The sequence below is a fragment of the Rhizobium sp. PRIMUS64 genome (assembly GCF_023006465.1).
GTDB classification, from domain to species: domain Bacteria; phylum Pseudomonadota; class Alphaproteobacteria; order Rhizobiales; family Rhizobiaceae; genus Rhizobium; species Rhizobium leguminosarum.
The window spans coordinates 1-19104 of the sequence record NZ_JALBGX010000060.1 but is presented as its reverse complement, the minus strand read 5'-3'; the positions used below and the strand labels follow the sequence as shown (position 1 = coordinate 19104).

Sequence of the window (19104 nt, the reverse complement as noted above, 5' to 3'; positions counted from 1 at the left end):
TCGTTCAGCCGCCGGTTTCGTTGGAAAAGGCGGCGACGTCGTCGATTTCGGTGTCGCTCTGGCGATAGCGCTCGCTCGACAATTCCAGCGGCTTGCGGCGCGAAATCCGGTAGACGGAGGCCGGCGGCAGGTTGCGCACCGTGCCGCCGATGCGCACCGCCTTCAAGCCGAGACGGTCGAGGATCGGCCGCGACACCGGGCAGCGCGGACCATAGGTAAACTGATAAACCGCCCCGCCCGGCCGCATATAGGCGAAGGCGCCAGCCATGATCGAGGTGATCTTGCGCGGCGACATGGACAAAAGCGGCAGGCCGCTGACAACTGCGCCGACCGGTTCGCCTTCGAAAATATCGGCATGGGAGAGATGGGCGGCATCCATTTGTAACACGCGCGCCGTCGGGAACCGCGCCTGCAGCGAATTGATGAACTCCGGGCCATACTCGATCAGGGTCAGATCCGCCTCACTGACGCCGCGCGCCAACAGCGCACGGGTGAAGACGCCGGTTCCCGGGCCGAGTTCGATGATCGGACCGTCGAGTGCGGCAATTTCACTGGTCATGATCCTGGCAAGCGAATCCCCCGACGGCGCGATGGCCGCGACCCGAAGCGGGTTGCTGATCCAGGAGCGGAAAAAATGCAGGAAATCGGAGCATGCGGCCTTTGCAGTCATGACTATCCCCACCTGTGTCTGAAATTCGATTGATTATGAAATGCGACCATCGCGGCGAGCATGGCAATTCCAAGGCAGACGCGTCAATCGCTCTTGGCTGCGGCTTTTCGCAACACCCACTGTCACCAGTTTGCACGATTCTGTACTTATTGCATTTTTGCATTCGACGCAACATTTGTGCCGCAAATGCGAGAGGAATGACTGTCATCGTTGCAGCCACCGATCATCCCGTCGCCTGTCGGTCGCCGAGATCGAACGGATTTCAGCCTTGTCATCGCACTTTGCCCGTCAGGATCGCGCTCGAGATGATGTCGAACAGATGATCCGCGCGTGGGGCGAGCGAAGGCTGGTCGCCGATCCATGCCAATGCTCCGACCATTGCAAACAGATCCGTCCCGTCCATGTCGGATCGCGCCACGCCTTCGGCCTGGGCGCGGACAAGCAGGCGCGTTCCGGCTGCTTTCATGGTGACGCAGGAGGCATGAAGCGCGGAGCCTTCGTCGGCGATCGCGGCGACCATCGCGGCAATGGCACCACTATAATGATGCGCCATAGCGACGACCTCCCGCAGCCAGGTCACCAGAGCGGCATCGGGCTCGTTCGACGTTTCGAGTGCGTGCGCCCTTTCCTTCAGCGCGTCGAAGCCGTTGCGGAGAAGCGCCTCCAGCAGCGCCTCCCGCGTCGGAAAGTGGCGGTACAGCGTCCCATCCCCCACCCCCGCTTTGCGGGCAATGTCGCGCAGCGAGGCATCGGCACCTCCTCCCGTCAGCAGTTCGCGGGCAACGGCGAGGATGTGATCGTAGTTCTTTTTCGCGTCGGCTCTCATCATACCTCTTGACAAGCGGGGCAGTGCTCCGCTTAAACGGGGCGGCGCTCCGGATAAACCGGGGCAGCGCTCCGAATTCAATAGCACATCTGTCCTGATGGAGAAAAGCGATGTCGGGTGAAACAATGAAAGCGATCCGGATTCATGCCTTTGGCGGCCCCGAGGTGCTGCGCTACGAGGACGCGCCGAAGCCTGAGCCGAAGCCGGGAGAGGTCCTTGTTCGCGTGCACGCCATCGGCATCAATCCTCCCGACTGCTACCTGCGCGATGGCTTTAGGGCGCTTCCGCCGGAATGGCGGCCGCAGGTGCCGTTCCCCATCATTCTGGGCACGGATGTCTCAGGTGTCGTCGAAGCGGTCGCCGCCGATGTCGGAGGCTTCTCCGTCGGCGACGAGGTCTACTCCATGGTTCGATTTTTCAGTGTCGGGGAAAGCAGGGCCTATGCCGAGTATGTCAGCGTGCCGGCGTCGGATCTTGCCCTCAAGCCTGCCGGCATCGATCACGTGCATGCCGCCGGCGCGCCGATGTCGCTGCTCACCGCGTGGCAGTTCATGATCGAACTGGGGCACAACGAGCCCAATCCGCTTCAGCCGCATAGGCATCAGCCCGTGCCGCTCAAGGGCAAGACCGTGCTCGTCAACGGGGCGGCCGGCGGCGTCGGGCATTTCGCGCTGCAGATCGCCAAACTGAAAGGCGCTGACGTCATCGCCGTGGCATCGGGCAAACATGAGCCCCTCTTGCGCGAACTCGGCGCCAACACATTCATCGATTACACCAGAACGCCACCCGAGAACGTCGCGCATGACATTGACCTTGTCATCGACGCGCTTGGCGGGCCGACATCAGGTCGCTTCCTGCGCACGCTGAAGCGCGGCGGCGCATTGTTCCCGGTGTACCCCTTGGGCTTTGCCGGTGCCGAGGATGCCGAGAAGCTGGGCGTCACGGTCTCGGCAACCCAGGTCCGGTCGAGCGGGGCCCAGCTGACGGACGTCGGCCGCTTGCTCGATGACGGGACGATCCGCGTCGTCATAGACAGCACCTACCCGCTCGCCGAGGCTCGCAAGGCGCACGAACGCGCCGCCAAAGGCCACATCCAAGGCAAGATCGTGCTCACGGTCATGCCATTGAAGAAGGGGGCGTAACAAGCATGCTTATCCTCATGGGCTACATCCACCTTGATCCGTCCGACCTTCATGATTTCGTCACCGACGTTGAGGCGATCAGCCTCGGCACGAGAACTGAAGAGGGATGCCTCTTTTACGGCATTGTCCTGGAGGACGGGCCGACCGGACGCTTTCTGGTCGCTCAGCGCTGGCAGGATCGGGAATCATTGACGGCCCATCTTGAGAGAGGCGAGACCCTGGCATTTCTGGAGACCTGGAGGGACAGGATGAAAGTCGATCTGCAAGCCTATGACGTTCTGGAAGAACGGCCGCTCGCGATGGCGAACGGCCGAGCGTCTCGTCAGTAATTGCAGCTGGAGCTGCTCGTCGGGTTGAAGCCGAGCTTGCAATCCATGTTGAGCGGCTTCTTCGGGTTCATCATATAATGTGTCGAGCCCGTGGTTTCCGAGGCGCGCTCGCCGATCGAACCGGTCGTGCGCCTGTCGTGCTGCACCGTGGTTTCTTGCTGGGCAACCGGACGCGTGGCTGCACCCTGCTCCGTCGCGCTCGACTGGAGGGGAGCTGCCGTGGCCGAGAAGGCCGAGAGGCCGAGGATTGCGCCGAAGGCAGCGGCCATCAGGCCGTGCTTGAAAGTCGTGGTCATAATCGTCTCCTTGGGAGGATTCGTGGAATTTACGCCCCGGAGTTAGGAAGGCGATCTGTCACATACTACGGTGCCAAAGCGGGGGTCACGGACATGTGAGCGGCGGCCCGATCGAGAAAAAGGCGGCTCATCGCCGCCTCTTTCATTTGCCGGCTCAATAGCCGTTATCACAGGGCATGCTACCGGGGCCGATCGATCCAGAAAACGTAGGGTTGCACATTTCCGGAGCTGCCGGCCTGTTCACCGGCGGGCGGACGATGGAGCCCGTGGTGCCGGCCTCGACGCCGAAAGCGGCAAGTGGATACCAGTAGCCATCGGAATGGCGCCGGGTGCCGGGGCGCTCGGTGCGGAAGCCCTGGTAGCCATGCCAGGACCCGGCATGTGGTTTATATTGCACCATTTTCACGCCCGAGACAGTTGGCGGGGAGCCCGTCTGGACGGGTGCGGCTCGCGCGGGGACAATCGACGCGAGGGCGAGAAGGGCGCCGAGTGCGGCGGTGGAAGGGGTGAGCCTGAGCATCTTCATGATAAACCCTCCTTACTGGATTTATCTCGAGAGAATGCCTTTCCCGGGTGCGGAGTTCCGCGACTCACATGCAATTCCAAAACTCGTGATTGCAGGCGATCCGGCGTGACTAAATCGCCGAAAAACGTGAAAAGTCGCGATCAGGAAGAGGGCTCACACGGCGCTGGTGAGGAAAGCTGAATTCTCTGTTCTCAATTCGCGTATAATGTCCGGTAGCCCTGGCCGGAGAGGCAGGCGACATATTGCCGATGGGCGGCGGCGCGCGCCGTCGTTTCGGCCTCCAGCTCATCGGCCCCGGCATATCCGGTCAGCTGGGCGCGCAGCTGATACTGCTTCCTCGCCTCGTCATACATGGCGTTGCCGTCAGTCATGCACAGGCCGTGCGCAACAGCAGGCGGATTGACCGGCACGCCGACCGCCAGGAGTACGGGATCATTGGCATGGTCGATGCAGCCGGCAAGGCCCGTCATCATCGCCAGGGCAGCCAGAGCCCGAATAATTCCCACCGTCATGCATTCCTCCGGCTGAAGCGCCTCAAAGATCATCAGACCTGCGGATACATCAGGAAGGTTGCGCGAAACTAGGCTGACGAGTTGCCTGCCAATTCCGACCAGACGGGCGCCACTCAACTAGATATGTTTAAAATATTGCTAAAATATTATATTAATGCTTACTTATAGTCGTAAACGCTAATCTTTCGGGAGGGAAAGATTATGGCTTCGCCGTGGGTAAACGACGCGCTGTCGCACGCACAATCAGCGTTTTCCAGCAAGACCGACACAAATATCCTTGAGGTTGGAGGTGGCTCTCGCACGCATATCCCCTTGCAAGGAGCGAGATATACCGTTGTCGATATCTCCAAGGAGCAGCTCGAGAAGAACAAGGACGCCGCTGAGCGGATCCTCGGCGATGCTCAAACCATCGACTATGGAGATCGCCGCTTCGACGCCTGCGTCTTCTGGGACGTTCTCGAGCATTTGGAAAGCCCGCGCTCTGCCTTGTTGAGAGCCCATGACACCCTGTCTCCCGGTGGTCTGGTGTTCGTCAAGGGTCCGATCCTGAACTCAGCCAAGGGGATCTTCACCGATCTGACACCCTGGTGGACCCACGTCTTGTTCTATCGCTACGTGCTCAGGCAGAAAAACGCCGGAAAACCGGGCTATGCCCCCTTCCGCGTCGAGCACGCCGCGGAGGCATCCCATTCGGAGATTGCAGGAACATTGAAGGAACTCGGCATGGATGTCGTCTTCGTCGGCGAGTATGTGTCGACGCAGGTGTACGCGCTCAAGGACCGAATTCCCCCGCTTTATTGGCTCTATGAAGCTTTCGGCCTTCTGCTTCGCACGACTTCGGCTGGGAAGATCGGGGGGCGGGAGACGGAGTTCCTGATCGTGGCAAAGTGTCTTCGTCAGTAACTCCCCACCAAGATCTATATAGCACTTCGGAATCCCGAAATTGGTTGCGACATTGAAATCATTCAACGTTTCTCGCTGTCGATACCTCACGAAGCGCGGCGGATTTCGGAATCCCGAAGCGGGGGAATTTCGGGATTCCGAAGTGGGATTTTTTTCTTCCTGCCGACGCGCCCGCGTTTGTCGGCGGCAATCTTGCGGTCGGTCTCGGACCATTTCCGGCACCTTTCCGCCGTGCATCGCTTCCACTCGTCGGTGGGTGGCGCGCCTTCATGGTCACCGACAAAAGTCAGCGTGAACCGGTTGGGATGCGCGACACCGCTGCCCGCTCGGCCACGGCGAACTTTTATCAGCCCCTTATATTCGAGCTCATCGATCGCATCTGCCACATATTCGCCGGTCACGCCGTAAGACACGAATTGAGGATGGGTCACGACAAGCTTGCCGTTTTCCAAGGCGGCGTGCGACGTGTGCTCGATGACGATGCGGAAGAAGGCGCGGCAGGCATTCGCACTCAATGTCGTGAAGGCCGTAGATTCCAGCAACTGAATGGTGAACCATTGCCAGCGAAGGCTACCGTCATCCGTCCCGCTCGGCGGAGCGGTATGCTTGCGCACCATCGCCCGCCTCTTTCCCTGACTGGTTCGGCTTTTGTCGCGAGGGTTGAATTCCGCCATCAGCCCCTCGCCCGTGTTGTCGATCGGTATCCGCCCGCCCTCCGGAGCCTGTTGCGGGAACTCCGTTCATGCAGCGCGTGACGGCCAAAGCTCGTCCACACCATCACCTCATCTCTGAGAAAAAATTTGCTCAACATCTGACAGTCCATGGTTGCAATGGCGGCAAACCTAGCGCAAGAACGATCCATGAACTAGGAAAATATTCTTAGTTGTGATCTTCTATTATCCAGTCCCTTCTGCTAGGATCCCTGCAATGAATCTCGGGGGTAGAAGCACGATGCGAATAAGCGGTATGGGGGAGAAGAGCGTGGTCGTTTGCATCCGGCGATTGTCGGCATTGGTTTCGATCTTACTGGCAAGCGCTGTCCAAGCCTTTCCCTGCGATCAGACCATCGTGCTGTCCAACTGGAAGTCTTGCCAGGTCGCCCCCTTGAGCGATGAGGGTGGCGCCGCTGATTGGAAGGCGGTGCCTGAATGGACCCGCGACAAAGCCATAAGCCCCTATTTCTTGAATGATCCGCGTGCGCTGGCAAACCACGGGCTTTGCAACGCCAAATTCCATCGCGTCGTGATCTGCTGGCCGGGATGGGATGAGGGCAATAAGGACGAATGCTCCTATATCATTTGCAACGGCGCGTCGTGGAAAAGAGAATCCGAAGGGGGTTGAGAGAGACCCTATAGCCGAAGAAGCTGAGCCTTGATCTCCTGATCTCAATCTTGAAAACCTGAAGCAGTTTCGCGCAAAACGATTATTGCGGCAACGGCACTACCCATCCTCTTCATATGCAAATATGCTCGCGGGCCGGCAGCCGGACGGCGCCCCACAACCCTCAATGTTCAGAGGCCCTGCCCGCATGACATCACCGCACTGGAAGAGATTTGCCTGGTTTTGCCTGTGCCTCACACTCTCCCATCCGGCGTGGTCTGCCGGCGGCATCGAGATCCCGGGCTACGCGCCGGCGATGGGTGTCGAGCGCAGCTACCGCGTTCAAAAAGCGACCGAGACCGATATGTCGTTCTGGTTCGACAAGCCAGGCGCCTCGGCCATGACGATGCGCGGCGCGTTTCGCCAGCGCATGACGGTCCTGTCTCGGGATGAAGACGGCATGCGGGTCCGCTGGTCCCTCAGTGCCGACTTGCCGGAAGGCATTGCGGGTCTTGCCGATAGCTATCAGATGAACCCGCTTTATCGGAATTCCCTCACGGCCTATGGCACCACTGCGCTCGAACTCGAAACCGACCTGAACGGCAACCCGCGCGATCTCTCCGGTGTCGATCAGATCGTGGCGCATATGCGGGCGATGGCGGCCAATGGACTCGGCGGTATCCCTGCCGCGCGGGAAAGCGGGCTCTATGACATCATCGCCAAGATCGAGGCAAACCCTCTTCAAATTGTGGTCGCCTTGGTGCCGGAGGCGGAACTGCTTGCCACAGGGCAATCCTATCAGGCGGAGACCATGGAGATTGGTCGGGCTTCGGCGACCTCGCGAGACGAAGATTATGGCGGCGTCAATGTCCCGGTGACGTCGACCTGGACCCTGGAATCGACCGACGCAACCGCACACACGGCAACACTTTCGCTGTCGGAGGCAGCCGACGCCGCAGCATTCAGCCAGTCGCAGCAGCCGGCGATCGCAAAGCTGATGAACGGTTTTGCCGAGCGGGCAAAGAACCTGACCGCCGATCAGCTGGCTTCCGTCAAACGCGCCAGCAAGAGCCGCAGCGTCGAGCTCGTGGTGTCCCTGGACGATGGTTCGACGCACGAAGCGTCGGAGATCGTAACCGTTGAGGCAGGCGGGACGACCTTGCGCAGTACACCCACATCCAACGCGAGGATATGCCGGCCAGCTTGCAGCTTCCCGCTGTGCTGACGGCAAAAGACTTGCAGACGCCCGATTTGCATATCGCGCCGCTGCCATCGTCCAAAGCCGGACCAGGCATCATGGATGAGCTTTCGATACCGCCTGCCCCACCGAAGGCATCGCAGACCGTGGCTCCAGACAATGACGGACCGAAGGCGATCGCGCCTGTCTCGCTCGAAGTGAAGAGCGCGAAGGTGGTTTCGGCCCCCACTTCTTTTGGATCTGAGTTGGATATCATGCTCACACCCGAAAGCGCTGCAAAATTTCAGGATTTTACGCAGGCGGCGGTGGGAGAAATAACGCAGGTGCTGATTAACGACAAGGTCGTCATCGAACCCCGGATCCTGACGCCGATCACGGGCGGCCATATTGTGATAAGCGAACCGGACTCGAAGCTATTGCAAGACATGGCGGAACAGTTGACCCTCCCCGAAGCCAAGATTCTCGTCCGGTTACGCCCATGAAGGGCGCCCCCTCCCAGCTGCCGGCTCGATCGCAACCGCAAAGTAAAACGGCTAAGCCAACGCTAAGGCGGACTTCAATCTCTCACTTCGGAGATCAGACGTATCAGCGTTCCGTCACTCGCCGCAGCGCTGATTGCCGTTGCGATCTGCCGGAGCGGTCCACGCGCGACGAGCATCTCTGGCGATGGGTGTTTTCCGGGACCCGGATCGATAAAGGCCGAACACTGGTGATCCGAGTCGAGCATCGCCATGAATGATGTGGCGACTATTGTTTCGCCGCAGGCGGCGCAGCGAAGAATGTAGGAACCGCGGTGGACGATCGATTCTGTTTTGTCCAATCCGCACGCGGTGCAGGCCACCATATTGGTCATTGCTTCACCCCAGCGTGAGCACGCGCCTCTAGGAGGCGGCGGCCAGAACGATGGCGATGGCGAGCAGCAAGGGACCCATCCACTTGAAGTGGCGAACCACCGGCGGCCGGTTGGCCGGATTGCCGGGAAACGGCAGATATCCAAAGCCGACGGACGCCATCCACAGGCCGGCACAAAACATGATGATTTCATCGATATAGGCTGCGATCATTGGCTCTCCTCCCTGCAAAAGGCGCCGCGACAATCTCTGTCTTTGGTTTTGCGCATGTCACGGTCGCTAAACCGCTGCACAGTTTTGCGCGACATGCTTTAGCGAAGCCGTTCATCATATGAATCGGCACGGGCCAGACGGAACAGATCGGGATAGACACCCAACCATAGAAACAAACCCTGGAGTCGTGTCCCGAAGCGCTTGTGCCCTTTCATCATTCGAAAAGCCACATCGCGTTTCGCGAACAGGTGGCCGCTATCGGCTGCTTCCAACAGAATCTCGTCGGCTTCGTCGGCATATCGCGCCAAATGCGGATGCGCCTCGATCGTCCTGTATTGCCAATAGAGCGACGATATCGGGCAATGGCGATCTTTCCGGAACCATTCCAGCGCGAGTTGGGCGCGTCCCGCGTCGAAATGGCTGAGACCAAGAGGATTTGCAGCGGACTCGTCTCCGCCGTCATAGGCCAGCTGGTAGTGGCGAAGCGATCGATCTCTATCCTTTCGAACAGCGTGGCCATACCAATACATCCAACCAAGCACTCCATGAGCCCAGGCAGATCCGGCATTTGCAGCCTCCTCCAGAAGAGGGAGGGCTTCTTTATAACGCTTCTGTTTATACAACTGTTGGGCCATCTCCTCATTGGACGCTGTCATGTCAGCATCGCTCCGATCAGTTGAACTGCCTCTCTGACGTCCGGGCCATGACGCATGTCGAGCCGAACCACCAGTTTCCGCCCCAATTTCTGCCACCGGTCGATATGGGTGTCATAGCCAGTTCCCGAAACCAGCCACGATCCGCTTGCGCCCAAGCCGATGGATTTGCGGCGCCTGGCTGCCTCCTCGGTGACCATGATCCACTCGCAGAGACCGAGAAGTGCTGCGTCGTTCCATTGGTGCCTGCTGCCGAGCGCGAACCACAGCATGGCCAGTCCGAAGAAGGGGATTTCTCCCGCTTCATGTTTGGGCAGGCGCGGAATAAGCCAGGATAACAGCGACAGAACCTCATCCTCGACGTCCAACCCGAGCGCTTCCAGGCTGCCGACCAAGCTTATGAGTGTCTGGTTGCTGCCATAAGAAGCATCCGCATTGCGCGGATCGCCATAGGAGACGAGGAGAACCGTGCACGCGAACGCGCACTGCCTGGATAGTCTCGCCGCCATGCCGGGATCCTGTTGCCCAGGTTCAGACCACCGGGTCAGTTCCAGAACCTCGCGGGGATGCCATTTCAATGGCGAGGGCAATTCGCACAGCCGGACGATGTTAACGAGCTGGGCGCGATGTTCATCGGTGTCGTTGCCGTAGTCAGCGCGCGCAATGCTCCGCAGATCGTCTTCATGCAGCAGGTTAGCCGTGACCTTGAGAAGAGACTTTGGATCGCTTGGTGAAATCGATGGAGCATTGTTTGCGATGCCCTGAAATTCGGCGATTTGCGCCTGGGTGAGTGACGTCATTTAGATTTCCGTCTCCACGAAAACTGTTCAGACTTTGATCCGGACGCGTCGGATTGGTCCCATTCGCCATCGACCGCCACCTTCCGCTAAACATTTGGCAGCCCTTTCGAAAATGTCGAGAGGTAAACTTAAGGTAGCACAATTGCTTCGAATCCCCTAAGCATCCGGATGCATTGAACGACTACCAACCCGCTACAGCATTCTCAGGAATATTCCATGCACAACGCTCAATTCATTCGTTACGCCGCCTTCTCCGCCTGCGTCGCTTTTGCGGCATTTCAGGCCGGACAGGTTCTGGCCGATTCGGCCAATGAAAAGTTCTTTGACGCAGCCCTTTGCAAGCCACCCTATACGATGACATCGGCAATGAAGATCTATGATGTCGTGGAAGCTCTGGCCAAGCCGGACACGTCATCCTTGGGCGCGGCGATCTACAAACTCCCAAACCAGATAGTCCGCGACGGTTTCAAATCGAACGAGATTTTCTTTGCAAGCAACGCTGTTGGCGTCTTGATCGAGGGCGAACGCGCTGACGATCTGGCCTTGAAATACGGTTTGAAGCCGGAGACCTCCGATCTGCTCGGCACAGCCACCAAGGCCTATTCGCGCGAGCTGCCGGCAGATCTGCAGCCGGAACCCGGAATGGCCGGCCCCGGAAAGGTCTCCATCGTTGCCCGCCAAGGCGACGCCCTGCCAGGCAAAACCTTGCTGGCGTGTGAATTCGTGCAGGAATTCTAGGAGGCTCCGCATAAGCGCGCAAAACGGCGGCACGAAACCCCTTTCGAAAAGCGCATCCCAACAGTTCGCTGCTCCAGAAAAGCATCTCGTTCATCCCTCACCTCGCCACGCTGGATCAACCGCGCTATGTGAGCAGCCTACAGAGAGCACGCAGCGGAGATCCTGAGATCATGCAAACCATTTGGAAGAAACCGGTGACGCTCGCCCTTGAGGGCCCGGATCAGTGGGTGGTGATCCAGACGACCCAGGCCGCAACATGGGCGTTGGTTGAAGACTGGCCGACCGAAGAGGGTCCCGCCTTGGATAGGGCTTGTGCGGTTTGCGCGGATGTCATGTCGGGCAAACGAAACCGGGAAGAGGCGCGGCAGGCGTTCATCGAAGCGGCGATCGAAGCCGGAATCCCGATCAAGGAATGAGGCCACATGCCTGGTTTATTGTTCGGCTTGATGCCTCCACGAAGGAAGCGCGACGCGGCGGCTTCCAGCGAGCGATGACCGCAGCGTCGGCGCCGTCCAGGATGGCTGCCCCGCGTTCCATTATCGCAACATGAAGTGAGCACCTTTCGAGTCTTGAGATCGAAGGTTCCAACTCTAAAATCTGGAGCTGAAACAAGGGGTCTTCAAACTCATGACCGACTATTCGATTGCGACAATCCCGCCAGACCAGCCGTTGCCGGCCGACGATCCCGACCGCAGCCTGACGGTGGCCCTTCCGGACGATCCGGCGGTGCCACACATCTCGCAAGCGGGAAACGTCTATAGCCTGCTGATTTCCGGCGCGCAGACCGAGGGCCGGTATTGCCTGATCGACATGCTGGTTCCCGATGGTGGCGGCCCGCCGCCCCACCGCCATCAGTTCGAGGAAATGTTCACCCTCCTGGAAGGCGAGTTGGAGTTCACGTTTCGCGGCGAGACGCAGACGATCCGTGCACCAGCGTCGATCAACATACCCGCCAACGCGCCACATCAGTTTGCAAACCGATCGGGCCGGATGGCGCATATGCTGTGCGTGTGCACGCCCGCGGGGCAGGAAGACTTCTTCCTGGCGGTGGCGGATCGGATCCCCGACAGGCAATCGCCAGCGCCGAAGCCCGACGCCCTGAAGCAGGCTGAGAAAAAAGAACTCATGCAGAAGCTGGCCCCCAAGTACAGAACCGAGTTTCTGTCGGGAACGTGACAACGGGGTAGCCCCGATCATGGGCAGCGGATGATCCGTTGGCCCATCCCCAAAACAGCATCGAGACCTTTGTACGACCGCGTGGTCGTGAGGATACGTGTGCCAGCAGGAAAGAGTGTGACACCATGACAAACGCGATCACCAACCTGGACGGATTCGGCTCTGTGACGGGAGTGCCCAAATTGCCGGAAGGCTTCCGCGACGTCTTTCGGAGCTACCGGGTGAAGGCGAACGGCATCGGCCTGCACGCCGTGATCGGCGGGGAGGGATCGCCTCTTCTTCTGCTCGGCGGCTGGCCACAGAACTGGTTCGCCTGGCGGTATCTGATGTTGCCGCTCAGCCGTGATTTCACCGTGATCGCGGTCGATCCGCGCGGCGTCGGTCTGTCCGAAAAACCTGCCGGCGGATATGACGCAGACACGCTGGCCGCCGACATGTTCGCGCTCATGGACGCGCTTGGTCATATCAGGTTCTCGATGGTCGGACACGACGTCGGACTGTGGGTTGGCTATGCGATGGCAGCCGACCGCCCCGATCGCATCGAACGCATCGCGCTTGGCGAGGCCATCGTTCCGGGCTTGTCGCCATCGCCACCGCTGCTCAGCGACGACCGCTGGACCAGCGACTTTCTATGGCACTTCAATTTCAATCGGGCGCAGGGAGTGAACGAGCGACTGGTCGAGGGACGGGAAGACTTGTACTTCGGCTATCAATTCGACACCAAGGCCGGATCCGTCGCCGCGTTTCCCGCCTATGGCAAGGAGTTCTACATTGAAACTCTGCGTCGCGTGCCCGGCGCACTGAAGGCCAGCTTCGACTACTACCGGGCGATCGATGAATCGATGCCACAATATCGTCGGCGTAAGGCAACCAAGATTGAGGTTCCCGTCCTTGCGTTTGCCGGCGCCTTGGCTTGCGGGGATATGGTCGCGCACGAACTGAATTCCGTGGCGCTGAACGTCGAGTCGGTGGTCATTCCCGATTGCGGACACTATCCGGCAGAAGAGCAGCCGGCCGCGCTGCTGGATGCCTTGCAGCGTTTCCTTCGGCTCTCGTGATCGTCATGAATAGCGTCAGCGTCCGGTCGACAGCGGAAGGTCTGCAATCGGCAAGCGCTATTTCAGGGATTGTCCGTCCCGGAGGGCCTCAACGAATTCCGCCACGATCGCCTTGATCAGTCGCCCGGTGATCCGATCCTTCTGCCAAAGAGCGGTCATCTCCACGGGCGACGGCTCCCAATCAGGCAGGACGCGAACAAGCGCGCCCGACTTCAGTGCGCTCTCGATCATGAAGTTGGGCAGGTTAACGACGCCAAGGCCGGCGATCGCCGCTTCGACGAGGATTGTCTGCCGGTTCGCCGCGAAGCCGATCCTGGGAGTGACGGTCACTGTGAGGCCGTCGCGCCGGCGCAAGTCCCATTCCACCAGATCGCGGCGGATCGCCAGCGCAGGGACATCCTTCAGCTGGTCCGGCTCCTTGATTTCGGAATGCGCTGCCAGATATCCGGGGCTGGCTACCAGCGTTCGCGGCACGGTCGCGATCTTTTTGAACGCAAGTCCGGAGTCGGCAACCGATCCCATTCGGACAACGAGGTCGTAGCCTTCCTCGATCAAGGACACCCTGCGGTCGGCAAGGGTCATCTCGATGACAACGTCGGGGAACCGGGTCTTGAAACGGATCAGGGCCGGCGCGAGAACTTCCGTCGCCATGTCGGGCGGCAGGGAAAGCCGGACCGTCCCCGACAGCGCGACCTTCTCATCCTGGACCCCCGCGACCGCCTCCTCGGCCAGCAGGAAGGCGTCGCGGCTTCGGTCGTAGAGCTGCTGACCGCTGTCGGTCAGAACGACGCCCTTTTTGGTTCGGCGTACAAGGCGGACGTTTAACGCGTCCTCCAATGCAGAAAGGCGCCGAGAGAGCGTGGCCTTGGAAATGCCCGTCGCTCGCTCCGCCGCCCCAAAGCCGCCGGCCTGAACGATGCGAATGAACAGCGCGAGGCCATCGAAATCTCCGAACGTTTTCATGTTTCAATTATGAAACATAACCTCGGCATTTTTCAAGTCTCCCGCAAGTATCGTTTCATTCGTACATTCATAACCGAGCGATGACGCTCTTCAGGAGATCACATCATGTCCAAGCTTTTCACCCCTGAGAATTCCGCGTTGCTGCTGATCGATCATCAGGTCGGCACGATGAAACTGATCAAGAACATCGACGTCGAGCAGGCCAAGCGCATGTCGCTGGCGCTCGCGAAGGCCGCCAAGATTCTCGGCATCCCCACCGTTCTGACGTCGAGCCAGGAAGATCGGCTTCAGGGACCGCTGCTGCCGGAACTGCAGGAAATCCTTCCGGAAGCCTTCGACAGGCGCGTGAAGCGCGAAGGCGTCGTCAATGCCTGGACCGACGCCAACTTCAAGGCAGCGGTGGAAGCGACCGGCCGCAAGAACCTGATCATGGCCGGCGTCACGACCGACGTCTGCCTCGTCTTCCCGGCGATCGACGCCGTCGGCGAGGGCTACAACGTGCAGGCAGTCATGGACGCTTCCGGTTCGCCATACGAACTGTCCGAAGATATGTCGCGCCGCCGCATGCAGGACGCAGGCGTCATCCTGACAGCAACCAACACGATGATCGCGGAACTCGCCCAGAACTGGAGCACTCCGGACGGGCAGAAGCTGATCCAGTTGCTGTTCACCGAGGTCCTGCCGCCGATCCAGTAATCGAAACCGAGCCGCCGAAGCCAAGGAAAGAGAACATGACCATACATGCAACACCCATCCCAGGGACTGGCATCGTATCGCCCGAAACGCATCTGGTGCGGGCATACGGCCCATTTCAGCTCCGCCGCATCCGTCCCGGCATCTCGCTCGGACAAGCTGGCGATGCAGGCTTCGGCGGACTTGGCGTCATCGACCACGCAAAGCTGCAGCCCGGCCTTGTCGTCGGGATGCACGAGCACCGCAACGACGAGATCATCAGCTACATGCGCGCCGGTCGCATGAAGCACACCGACTCTGCCGGACGGAGCGAGATCCTGTCTTCGGATCGTCTGATGGTCATGAATGCGGGCCGGGGCTTCTCTCACGAAGAGGAAGTCGTGGGCGCCGATCAAATCGAGATGCTGCAGATTTTCGTCAGGCCCGAGGCGTCAGACCTCACACCCGACGTTCAGTTCGTCGATCTTGACGAGTCCGCCCGTGACGGTCGGTGGCGCCTCCTCACAGGGCCGGTCGGTTCGACAGCGCCGACCGTCGTTCGTCAGGCCATCTACCTCCACGATACTCATCTGGCTGCGGGCGGCACCATCGAACTGCCTTCATTGGAAGGTTTCGACCGCTGGTTCTATGTCTTCCGTGGAGAGGTCACCGCTGCATCGCAGAAGGTCGGGGCGCAGACCGCGCTGATCGTGGGGCCGGACGACCCGCATTTCAACGTGACGGCCAGCGTGGATTCGGAGCTGGTGGTCTTTCTCGTCGACCGAAACGCGAAATTCTCGCGTGAAGGCACCATCAGCGGATAGGCCGTAAATGGCTGCTCCGACATTGGAGCAGTCATTCCCATTGCTGGAATTTTATACCGCACCGGCACCGGGCAATCTTCATTGTGATCCAAACGCGAGCTTCGACCGCCAAGACACGGCGGTGTCTCGGCGCAGATCCACTCGAAAGCAGATATGGAAGTGGAGTTAATGATCATGTCCGAAGAAGCAGCCGTCGTCCCCGGAGCAGCAAACGGCACCGAGCGGGCTTATACGAAAGTTCTCGTCCCGCTCCTGGTCGTCGCGGCCGTCCTCGTTCTTGTCGGAGTGAGTTCGCAGCGTTGGGACCGATGGACGGCTGGAGCGGACACCCAGTCGACCGACAACGCCTACGTTCGCGCCGAACTGAGCCGCCTCAGCGCCCGCGTCGCCGGCAACGTCAGCTCGATCAACGTGAGCGACTTCGACCACGTGAAGGCCGGCGACCTCCTGCTTCAGATCGACCCCTCCGACTACGAGGCCAAGCGCGATCAGGCGAAGGCGGCGCTCGACGCGGCGATCGCACAGCTCGGCAACTTGGACAATCAGAAAAATCTGCAAAGGGCGGCGATACGGCAGGCCGAAGCACAGTCCACGGTCGCAAACGCGAACGCAGCTCTGGCGAAGATGGAGGCGGACCGACAGGTCGCCCTCATGCAAAAGGGAGCGGGAACGCAGCAGAAGAACGAACAGGCGCAGGCCGCGCTGCAGTCGACGGCAGCGACGGCTCTCGCGACAGACGCAGCCGTTGTCTCGGCAAAGGCCCAGCTCCAGTATATCGAGGGGCAGACGCCCCAGCTCGCCGCCAACGTGGCGGCGGCAAGGGCAGCCTTGAAGACGGCCGACCTTGCTTTGTCGTACACCAAGATCATGGCGCCGTTCGACGGCGTCGTCAGCGAGCGGCAGGTCCATGTCGGCGACTACGTAACAGTCGGAACGAATTCCATCGCCATCGTCCCGCTGCCCGCCGTCTATCTGATCGCCAACTTCAAGGAGACCCAGCTCTCCCGCATGAAGGAAGGGCAGGCCGTCACCGTGACCGTCGATGCGCTTCCCGGCGAATCCTTCACCGGCAAGCTCACCCGACTTTCGCCGGCGTCCGGATCGCAGTTCGCGCTGCTGCCTGCTGACAACGCCACCGGCAACTTCACCAAGGTCGTCCAGCGGGTCCCTGTCCGCATCGACTTCGACGCCTCGCCGGCGCTCGAGCGCTTGCGGTCTGGGATGTCGGCCGTGGTTTCCGTATCTGTCGGCAAACAGGGCTCCTGACGTCATGGGCGGCATCCTTCGACTTCCGTTTCACGGAACGGGGAGAACGACGCACCCTCCGATCCTTGCGGTGTGCGCCGTCCTGCTCGGTCCCTTCATGGTCGGATTCCACAGCCGCCTGTTCGGAACCGGTCTCGTCGATCTGCGCGGAGAGTTCGGTCTCGGCGTCGACGAAGGCGCATGGCTAAGCACGCTCGCGACGGCGCCCCAGATCGTGCTCGCACCCGCCGTGGCCTGGCTCGCAGCGGCCTATGGCATCCGCCGCGTCATGGTCGGTCCGGCGCTCGTGTACGCGGCAGTTTCGTTGGTGATTCCGTTCGCACGGGGCTTCGAGACCCTGGCGCTCCTTCATATCGTCCACGGCATGCTGCTCGGCGTCTTCGTTCCCGCGACGCTGATGATCATCTTCAAGAACCTGCCGATGAAATGGTGGATATCGGCGATCGCGATCTACGCGTTCCGTGGTGCCTTCACGGCGAATTCGGGGACAGCCCTGGTGGACTTCTACGTGCAGCATATCGGATGGCAGTTCATGTACTGGCAGGACGTCGTCCTCGCACCGATCCTGGCACTGCTTGCCTTCGGTGGGGCTCCTTACGAGCCCGTGAACCGTGACCTCGTCCGCCGGGCGGACTGGGGTGGGATGCTGTTCCTCGGCTCCGGGATGGCGCTGATATTCGTGGCAGTGGATCAAGGCAATCGACTCGACTGGTTCGCCAACGGCTTCGTCATCGCATCCCTTGCAGGCGGATTGCTGCTCGTCGTCGCCTTCTTCGTCAACGAGCTTCTCGTCGCGCATCCGTGGGCGAGCATCGGGGCGATCGGGGTAAAGAACGTCGTGCTGCTCCTCTCGATCGCACTGCTTTACCTGATGAGCGGTCTGTCGAATACGAGCTTGATCCCGAACTATCTAGCGACCGTCGCAGGGCTTCGTCCGGAACAGATCGGCAAGACGCTGCTCTATTGGACGTGCATTCCGCTGCTTGTCATGACGCCGATTGCCGTATGGGCGCTGCATCGCACCGACGGCCGATTCCTGCTGTTCATCGGCCTGTGCTGCTTTGCGGCGGCGGCGCTCATCGGAACCGGTCTGACGGGCGATTGGAGCGGCGACAATTTCCGGACAATGTGCGTGCTTCAAGGCGTCGGACACATACTCACGTTCCTTCCGATCATCGTCCTCACGGTCGCGAACGGCGATCCCAAGAAGGCGATCGCGGTCGCTGCCTACATCCAAGTCATCAGGCTACTCGGCACGCAGACGGCGCAGGCCCTGATGACGACCTATCTGCGCAAGAGTGAGCAGCTCCATTCCTACCTGACCGGACTCAACGTCGAACGCGGTTCGGAAGCGTCGGTATCCGCGCTGTCGGCGCTCTCCCAGAAGATGGCGAGCGCTGGGCAGGCGATCGCGCAGAGCCGCGGTCTCACGGTGCTGGGGCAGCATGTGCAGAAGCAGGCAAACGTATTGTCCTTCATCGACGCCTTCTGGCTGACGTTCTTCTGCGCCGTCGGCGGCCTCGTCATCCTGGCCTTCGTCACCAAGGCGCCGAAGGGCCCGCTCACAGCGTAATATCTGGCCGATGATAGGGCACGGGGGAAGCAGACGCCTGTCTTCGGCTTTCCGGATATTGCAGCGGAATAGATCTCATTCGCATTGCGACACCCGAACATTCGCGCACAGAGTTCAGTGAACTCGCCGTGCTTCCCGGAGCCCCGAGGCTGTGGTTATGCATGGGGAAAAGAATGGCGCACCCGAAGAGATTCGAACTCCTGACCCCCAGATTCGTAGTCTGGTGCTCTATCCAGCTGAGCTACGGGTGCGTGCAAAATGCGGCGGTGCCGCTTGCGTGGCGATCCTCTAAAACGTCCTTCGGGACAATGCAAGAGCATTTCTGAAAAAATCGCGTCTTTGCCTGTTTGCGGCCGCGCCTTGCGAAACCCTGTCACTTTTCGATGTGCGTCCGGCTGCGGTAATCCTCCAGCGAAACCGGGCGATCGGGGATCTCGATGCGGAACTGTGTGCCGACCGTCGGTTTTTCCACCAGCGCGATCGTGCCGCCATGGGCAAGCACCAGCTCGCGGGCGATGGTGAGGCCGAGGCCGGTGCCGCCGGAGCGGGCCGAGCCGCGGAAGGCGGCAAAGAGGTTCTGGCGCGCCTTCAGCGG

24 protein-coding genes, 1 tRNA gene and 1 pseudogene are annotated in these 19104 nt (G+C 60.3%); 13 read left to right on the top strand and 13 right to left on the bottom strand.

Annotation, left to right across the window (positions count from 1 at the left end; genetic code table 11):
- Window positions 1–4: 4 nt before the first annotated feature.
- Window positions 5–670, bottom strand: a complete 666-nt coding sequence (locus MOV76_RS22200; RefSeq protein ID WP_018244570.1) for a class I SAM-dependent methyltransferase — start codon at window positions 668–670, stop codon at window positions 5–7.
- A 271-nt stretch (window positions 671–941) separates the two neighbouring features.
- Window positions 942–1499 carry a TetR/AcrR family transcriptional regulator gene (locus MOV76_RS22195; protein WP_247265294.1) on the bottom strand — a complete coding sequence of 186 codons (558 nt, stop codon included), beginning with the start codon at window positions 1497–1499 and terminating at the stop codon, window positions 942–944.
- A gap of 107 nt (window positions 1500–1606) precedes the next feature.
- Between MOV76_RS22195 and MOV76_RS22190 the strand changes: the two genes are divergently transcribed.
- Both MOV76_RS22190 and MOV76_RS22185 read left to right on the top strand, forming a co-directional pair.
- Entirely contained in the window at window positions 1607–2638 is a 1032-nt protein-coding gene (locus tag MOV76_RS22190; protein WP_247265293.1) for an NADP-dependent oxidoreductase, read from the top strand.
- 5 nt (window positions 2639–2643) lie between these two features.
- Window positions 2644–2967 (top strand): putative quinol monooxygenase, encoded by a 324-nt coding sequence (locus MOV76_RS22185; protein ID WP_018447724.1) that lies wholly within the window; start codon window positions 2644–2646, stop codon window positions 2965–2967.
- Here the strand turns inward: MOV76_RS22185 and MOV76_RS22180 are convergent.
- From MOV76_RS22180 to MOV76_RS22170, 3 genes are all read right to left on the bottom strand, one after another.
- Window positions 2961–3263, bottom strand: a complete 303-nt coding sequence (locus MOV76_RS22180; RefSeq protein ID WP_047617188.1) for a hypothetical protein — start codon at window positions 3261–3263, stop codon at window positions 2961–2963. The genes MOV76_RS22185 and MOV76_RS22180 overlap by 7 nt on opposite strands.
- A gap of 154 nt (window positions 3264–3417) precedes the next feature.
- A complete protein-coding gene (locus tag MOV76_RS22175; protein ID WP_247265292.1) occupies window positions 3418–3789 on the bottom strand; it encodes a cell surface protein in 372 nt (123 codons plus the stop codon).
- Between the two features lie 191 nt (window positions 3790–3980).
- A complete protein-coding gene (locus tag MOV76_RS22170; protein WP_026188598.1) occupies window positions 3981–4301 on the bottom strand; it encodes a hypothetical protein in 321 nt (106 codons plus the stop codon).
- Between the two features lie 201 nt (window positions 4302–4502).
- Here MOV76_RS22170 and MOV76_RS22165 point away from each other — a divergent pair, with 201 nt between their 5' ends.
- Window positions 4503–5204: a bifunctional 2-polyprenyl-6-hydroxyphenol methylase/3-demethylubiquinol 3-O-methyltransferase UbiG gene (locus tag MOV76_RS22165; protein ID WP_018244563.1), complete on the top strand. Its 702-nt coding sequence runs from the start codon at window positions 4503–4505 to the stop codon at window positions 5202–5204.
- An 86-nt stretch (window positions 5205–5290) separates the two neighbouring features.
- Here the strand turns inward: MOV76_RS22165 and MOV76_RS22160 are convergent, their stop codons facing one another.
- Window positions 5291–5878, bottom strand: a complete 588-nt coding sequence (locus MOV76_RS22160; protein ID WP_047617197.1) for a hypothetical protein — start codon at window positions 5876–5878, stop codon at window positions 5291–5293.
- A 211-nt stretch (window positions 5879–6089) separates the two neighbouring features.
- Between MOV76_RS22160 and MOV76_RS22155 the strand changes: the two genes are divergently transcribed.
- Entirely contained in the window at window positions 6090–6545 is a 456-nt protein-coding gene (locus tag MOV76_RS22155) for a hypothetical protein (protein WP_018244562.1), read from the top strand.
- Window positions 6546–6732: 187 nt separating this feature from the next.
- A pseudogene (locus MOV76_RS22150) lies at window positions 6733–8204 on the top strand (hypothetical protein).
- A gap of 74 nt (window positions 8205–8278) precedes the next feature.
- On the opposite strand, the gene MOV76_RS22140 reads toward MOV76_RS22150, so the two are convergent.
- The 4 genes from MOV76_RS22140 to MOV76_RS22125 form a co-directional block, all read right to left on the bottom strand.
- Window positions 8279–8575 (bottom strand): hypothetical protein, encoded by a 297-nt coding sequence (locus tag MOV76_RS22140; RefSeq protein WP_247265289.1) that lies wholly within the window; start codon window positions 8573–8575, stop codon window positions 8279–8281.
- 28 nt (window positions 8576–8603) lie between these two features.
- Window positions 8604–8786, bottom strand: a complete 183-nt coding sequence (locus tag MOV76_RS22135; RefSeq protein WP_018447731.1) for a hypothetical protein — start codon at window positions 8784–8786, stop codon at window positions 8604–8606.
- 98 nt (window positions 8787–8884) lie between these two features.
- Window positions 8885–9442 carry a sel1 repeat family protein gene (locus MOV76_RS22130; RefSeq protein WP_168318831.1) on the bottom strand — a complete coding sequence of 186 codons (558 nt, stop codon included), beginning with the start codon at window positions 9440–9442 and terminating at the stop codon, window positions 8885–8887.
- The gene (locus MOV76_RS22125; RefSeq protein WP_247265288.1) at window positions 9439–10239 is read right to left on the bottom strand and encodes a hypothetical protein; all 801 of its coding nucleotides are present in this window, start codon (window positions 10237–10239) and stop codon (window positions 9439–9441) included. Before MOV76_RS22125 ends, MOV76_RS22130 begins: the two co-directional genes overlap by 4 nt.
- Before the next feature lie 216 nt (window positions 10240–10455).
- On the opposite strand from MOV76_RS22125, the gene MOV76_RS22120 reads away from it, so the two are divergent.
- The 4 genes from MOV76_RS22120 (at window position 10456) to MOV76_RS22105 (ending at window position 13211) form a co-directional block, all read left to right on the top strand.
- Complete coding sequence (locus tag MOV76_RS22120; RefSeq protein ID WP_247265287.1) at window positions 10456–10977, top strand: hypothetical protein; 522 nt, start codon at window positions 10456–10458, stop codon at window positions 10975–10977.
- A 170-nt stretch (window positions 10978–11147) separates the two neighbouring features.
- Window positions 11148–11393, top strand: coding sequence for a DUF982 domain-containing protein (locus tag MOV76_RS22115; protein WP_003588894.1), 246 nt, complete (start codon window positions 11148–11150; stop codon window positions 11391–11393).
- A gap of 211 nt (window positions 11394–11604) precedes the next feature.
- Window positions 11605–12153, top strand: coding sequence for a cupin domain-containing protein (locus tag MOV76_RS22110; protein WP_018447735.1), 549 nt, complete (start codon window positions 11605–11607; stop codon window positions 12151–12153).
- 125 nt (window positions 12154–12278) lie between these two features.
- Complete coding sequence (locus MOV76_RS22105) at window positions 12279–13211, top strand: alpha/beta fold hydrolase (protein WP_166480678.1); 933 nt, start codon at window positions 12279–12281, stop codon at window positions 13209–13211.
- Window positions 13212–13268: 57 nt separating this feature from the next.
- Here MOV76_RS22105 and MOV76_RS22100 read toward each other — a convergent pair whose 3' ends face one another.
- A complete protein-coding gene (locus MOV76_RS22100; RefSeq protein WP_247265286.1) occupies window positions 13269–14174 on the bottom strand; it encodes a LysR family transcriptional regulator in 906 nt (301 codons plus the stop codon).
- Between the two features lie 105 nt (window positions 14175–14279).
- Here MOV76_RS22100 and MOV76_RS22095 point away from each other — a divergent pair, with 105 nt between their 5' ends.
- The 4 genes from MOV76_RS22095 (at window position 14280) to MOV76_RS22080 (ending at window position 18509) form a co-directional block, all read left to right on the top strand.
- Window positions 14280–14870 (top strand): isochorismatase family protein, encoded by a 591-nt coding sequence (locus MOV76_RS22095; RefSeq protein ID WP_018447738.1) that lies wholly within the window; start codon window positions 14280–14282, stop codon window positions 14868–14870.
- Between the two features lie 35 nt (window positions 14871–14905).
- Window positions 14906–15670, top strand: coding sequence for a pirin family protein (locus MOV76_RS22090; RefSeq protein WP_247265285.1), 765 nt, complete (start codon window positions 14906–14908; stop codon window positions 15668–15670).
- A gap of 174 nt (window positions 15671–15844) precedes the next feature.
- Window positions 15845–16936 carry an HlyD family secretion protein gene (locus MOV76_RS22085; RefSeq protein ID WP_247265284.1) on the top strand — a complete coding sequence of 364 codons (1092 nt, stop codon included), beginning with the start codon at window positions 15845–15847 and terminating at the stop codon, window positions 16934–16936.
- A gap of 4 nt (window positions 16937–16940) precedes the next feature.
- On the top strand, window positions 16941–18509 hold the full coding sequence (locus tag MOV76_RS22080; protein WP_247265283.1) for an MFS transporter: 1569 nt from the start codon (window positions 16941–16943) through the stop codon (window positions 18507–18509).
- Between the two features lie 174 nt (window positions 18510–18683).
- On the opposite strand, the gene MOV76_RS22075 is transcribed toward MOV76_RS22080, so the two are convergent.
- Window positions 18684–18760: transfer RNA gene (locus MOV76_RS22075), tRNA-Arg, on the bottom strand.
- A gap of 122 nt (window positions 18761–18882) precedes the next feature.
- Window positions 18883–19104 (bottom strand): ATP-binding protein (locus MOV76_RS22070; protein WP_247265282.1); only part of this gene is annotated, 222 nt, incomplete at its 5' end.

What these genes read in the sequence shown, in the direction of transcription:
- MOV76_RS22115 (WP_003588894.1), top strand. Translation starts at nt 11,148, where the DNA reads ATGCAAACCATTTGGAAGAAACCGGTGACGCTCGCCCTTGAGGGCCCG.
- MOV76_RS22165 (WP_018244563.1), top strand. Translation starts at nt 4,503, where the DNA reads ATGGCTTCGCCGTGGGTAAACGACGCGCTGTCGCACGCACAATCAGCG.
- MOV76_RS22190 (WP_247265293.1), top strand. Translation starts at nt 1,607, where the DNA reads ATGTCGGGTGAAACAATGAAAGCGATCCGGATTCATGCCTTTGGCGGC.
- MOV76_RS22110 (WP_018447735.1), top strand. Translation starts at nt 11,605, where the DNA reads ATGACCGACTATTCGATTGCGACAATCCCGCCAGACCAGCCGTTGCCG.
- MOV76_RS22160 (WP_047617197.1), bottom strand. Translation starts at nt 5,878, where the DNA reads ATGGCGGAATTCAACCCTCGCGACAAAAGCCGAACCAGTCAGGGAAAG.
- MOV76_RS22130 (WP_168318831.1), bottom strand. Translation starts at nt 9,442, where the DNA reads ATGACAGCGTCCAATGAGGAGATGGCCCAACAGTTGTATAAACAGAAG.
- MOV76_RS22125 (WP_247265288.1), bottom strand. Translation starts at nt 10,239, where the DNA reads ATGACGTCACTCACCCAGGCGCAAATCGCCGAATTTCAGGGCATCGCA.
- MOV76_RS22085 (WP_247265284.1), top strand. Translation starts at nt 15,845, where the DNA reads ATGTCCGAAGAAGCAGCCGTCGTCCCCGGAGCAGCAAACGGCACCGAG.
- MOV76_RS22120 (WP_247265287.1), top strand. Translation starts at nt 10,456, where the DNA reads ATGCACAACGCTCAATTCATTCGTTACGCCGCCTTCTCCGCCTGCGTC.
- MOV76_RS22180 (WP_047617188.1), bottom strand. Translation starts at nt 3,263, where the DNA reads ATGACCACGACTTTCAAGCACGGCCTGATGGCCGCTGCCTTCGGCGCA.
- MOV76_RS22080 (WP_247265283.1), top strand. Translation starts at nt 16,941, where the DNA reads ATGGGCGGCATCCTTCGACTTCCGTTTCACGGAACGGGGAGAACGACG.
- MOV76_RS22185 (WP_018447724.1), top strand. Translation starts at nt 2,644, where the DNA reads ATGCTTATCCTCATGGGCTACATCCACCTTGATCCGTCCGACCTTCAT.
- MOV76_RS22135 (WP_018447731.1), bottom strand. Translation starts at nt 8,786, where the DNA reads ATGATCGCAGCCTATATCGATGAAATCATCATGTTTTGTGCCGGCCTG.
- MOV76_RS22200 (WP_018244570.1), bottom strand. Translation starts at nt 670, where the DNA reads ATGACTGCAAAGGCCGCATGCTCCGATTTCCTGCATTTTTTCCGCTCC.
- MOV76_RS22095 (WP_018447738.1), top strand. Translation starts at nt 14,280, where the DNA reads ATGTCCAAGCTTTTCACCCCTGAGAATTCCGCGTTGCTGCTGATCGAT.
- MOV76_RS22105 (WP_166480678.1), top strand. Translation starts at nt 12,279, where the DNA reads ATGACAAACGCGATCACCAACCTGGACGGATTCGGCTCTGTGACGGGA.
- MOV76_RS22140 (WP_247265289.1), bottom strand. Translation starts at nt 8,575, where the DNA reads ATGACCAATATGGTGGCCTGCACCGCGTGCGGATTGGACAAAACAGAA.
- MOV76_RS22175 (WP_247265292.1), bottom strand. Translation starts at nt 3,789, where the DNA reads ATGAAGATGCTCAGGCTCACCCCTTCCACCGCCGCACTCGGCGCCCTT.
- MOV76_RS22195 (WP_247265294.1), bottom strand. Translation starts at nt 1,499, where the DNA reads ATGATGAGAGCCGACGCGAAAAAGAACTACGATCACATCCTCGCCGTT.
- MOV76_RS22170 (WP_026188598.1), bottom strand. Translation starts at nt 4,301, where the DNA reads ATGACGGTGGGAATTATTCGGGCTCTGGCTGCCCTGGCGATGATGACG.
- MOV76_RS22100 (WP_247265286.1), bottom strand. Translation starts at nt 14,174, where the DNA reads ATGAAAACGTTCGGAGATTTCGATGGCCTCGCGCTGTTCATTCGCATC.
- MOV76_RS22090 (WP_247265285.1), top strand. Translation starts at nt 14,906, where the DNA reads ATGACCATACATGCAACACCCATCCCAGGGACTGGCATCGTATCGCCC.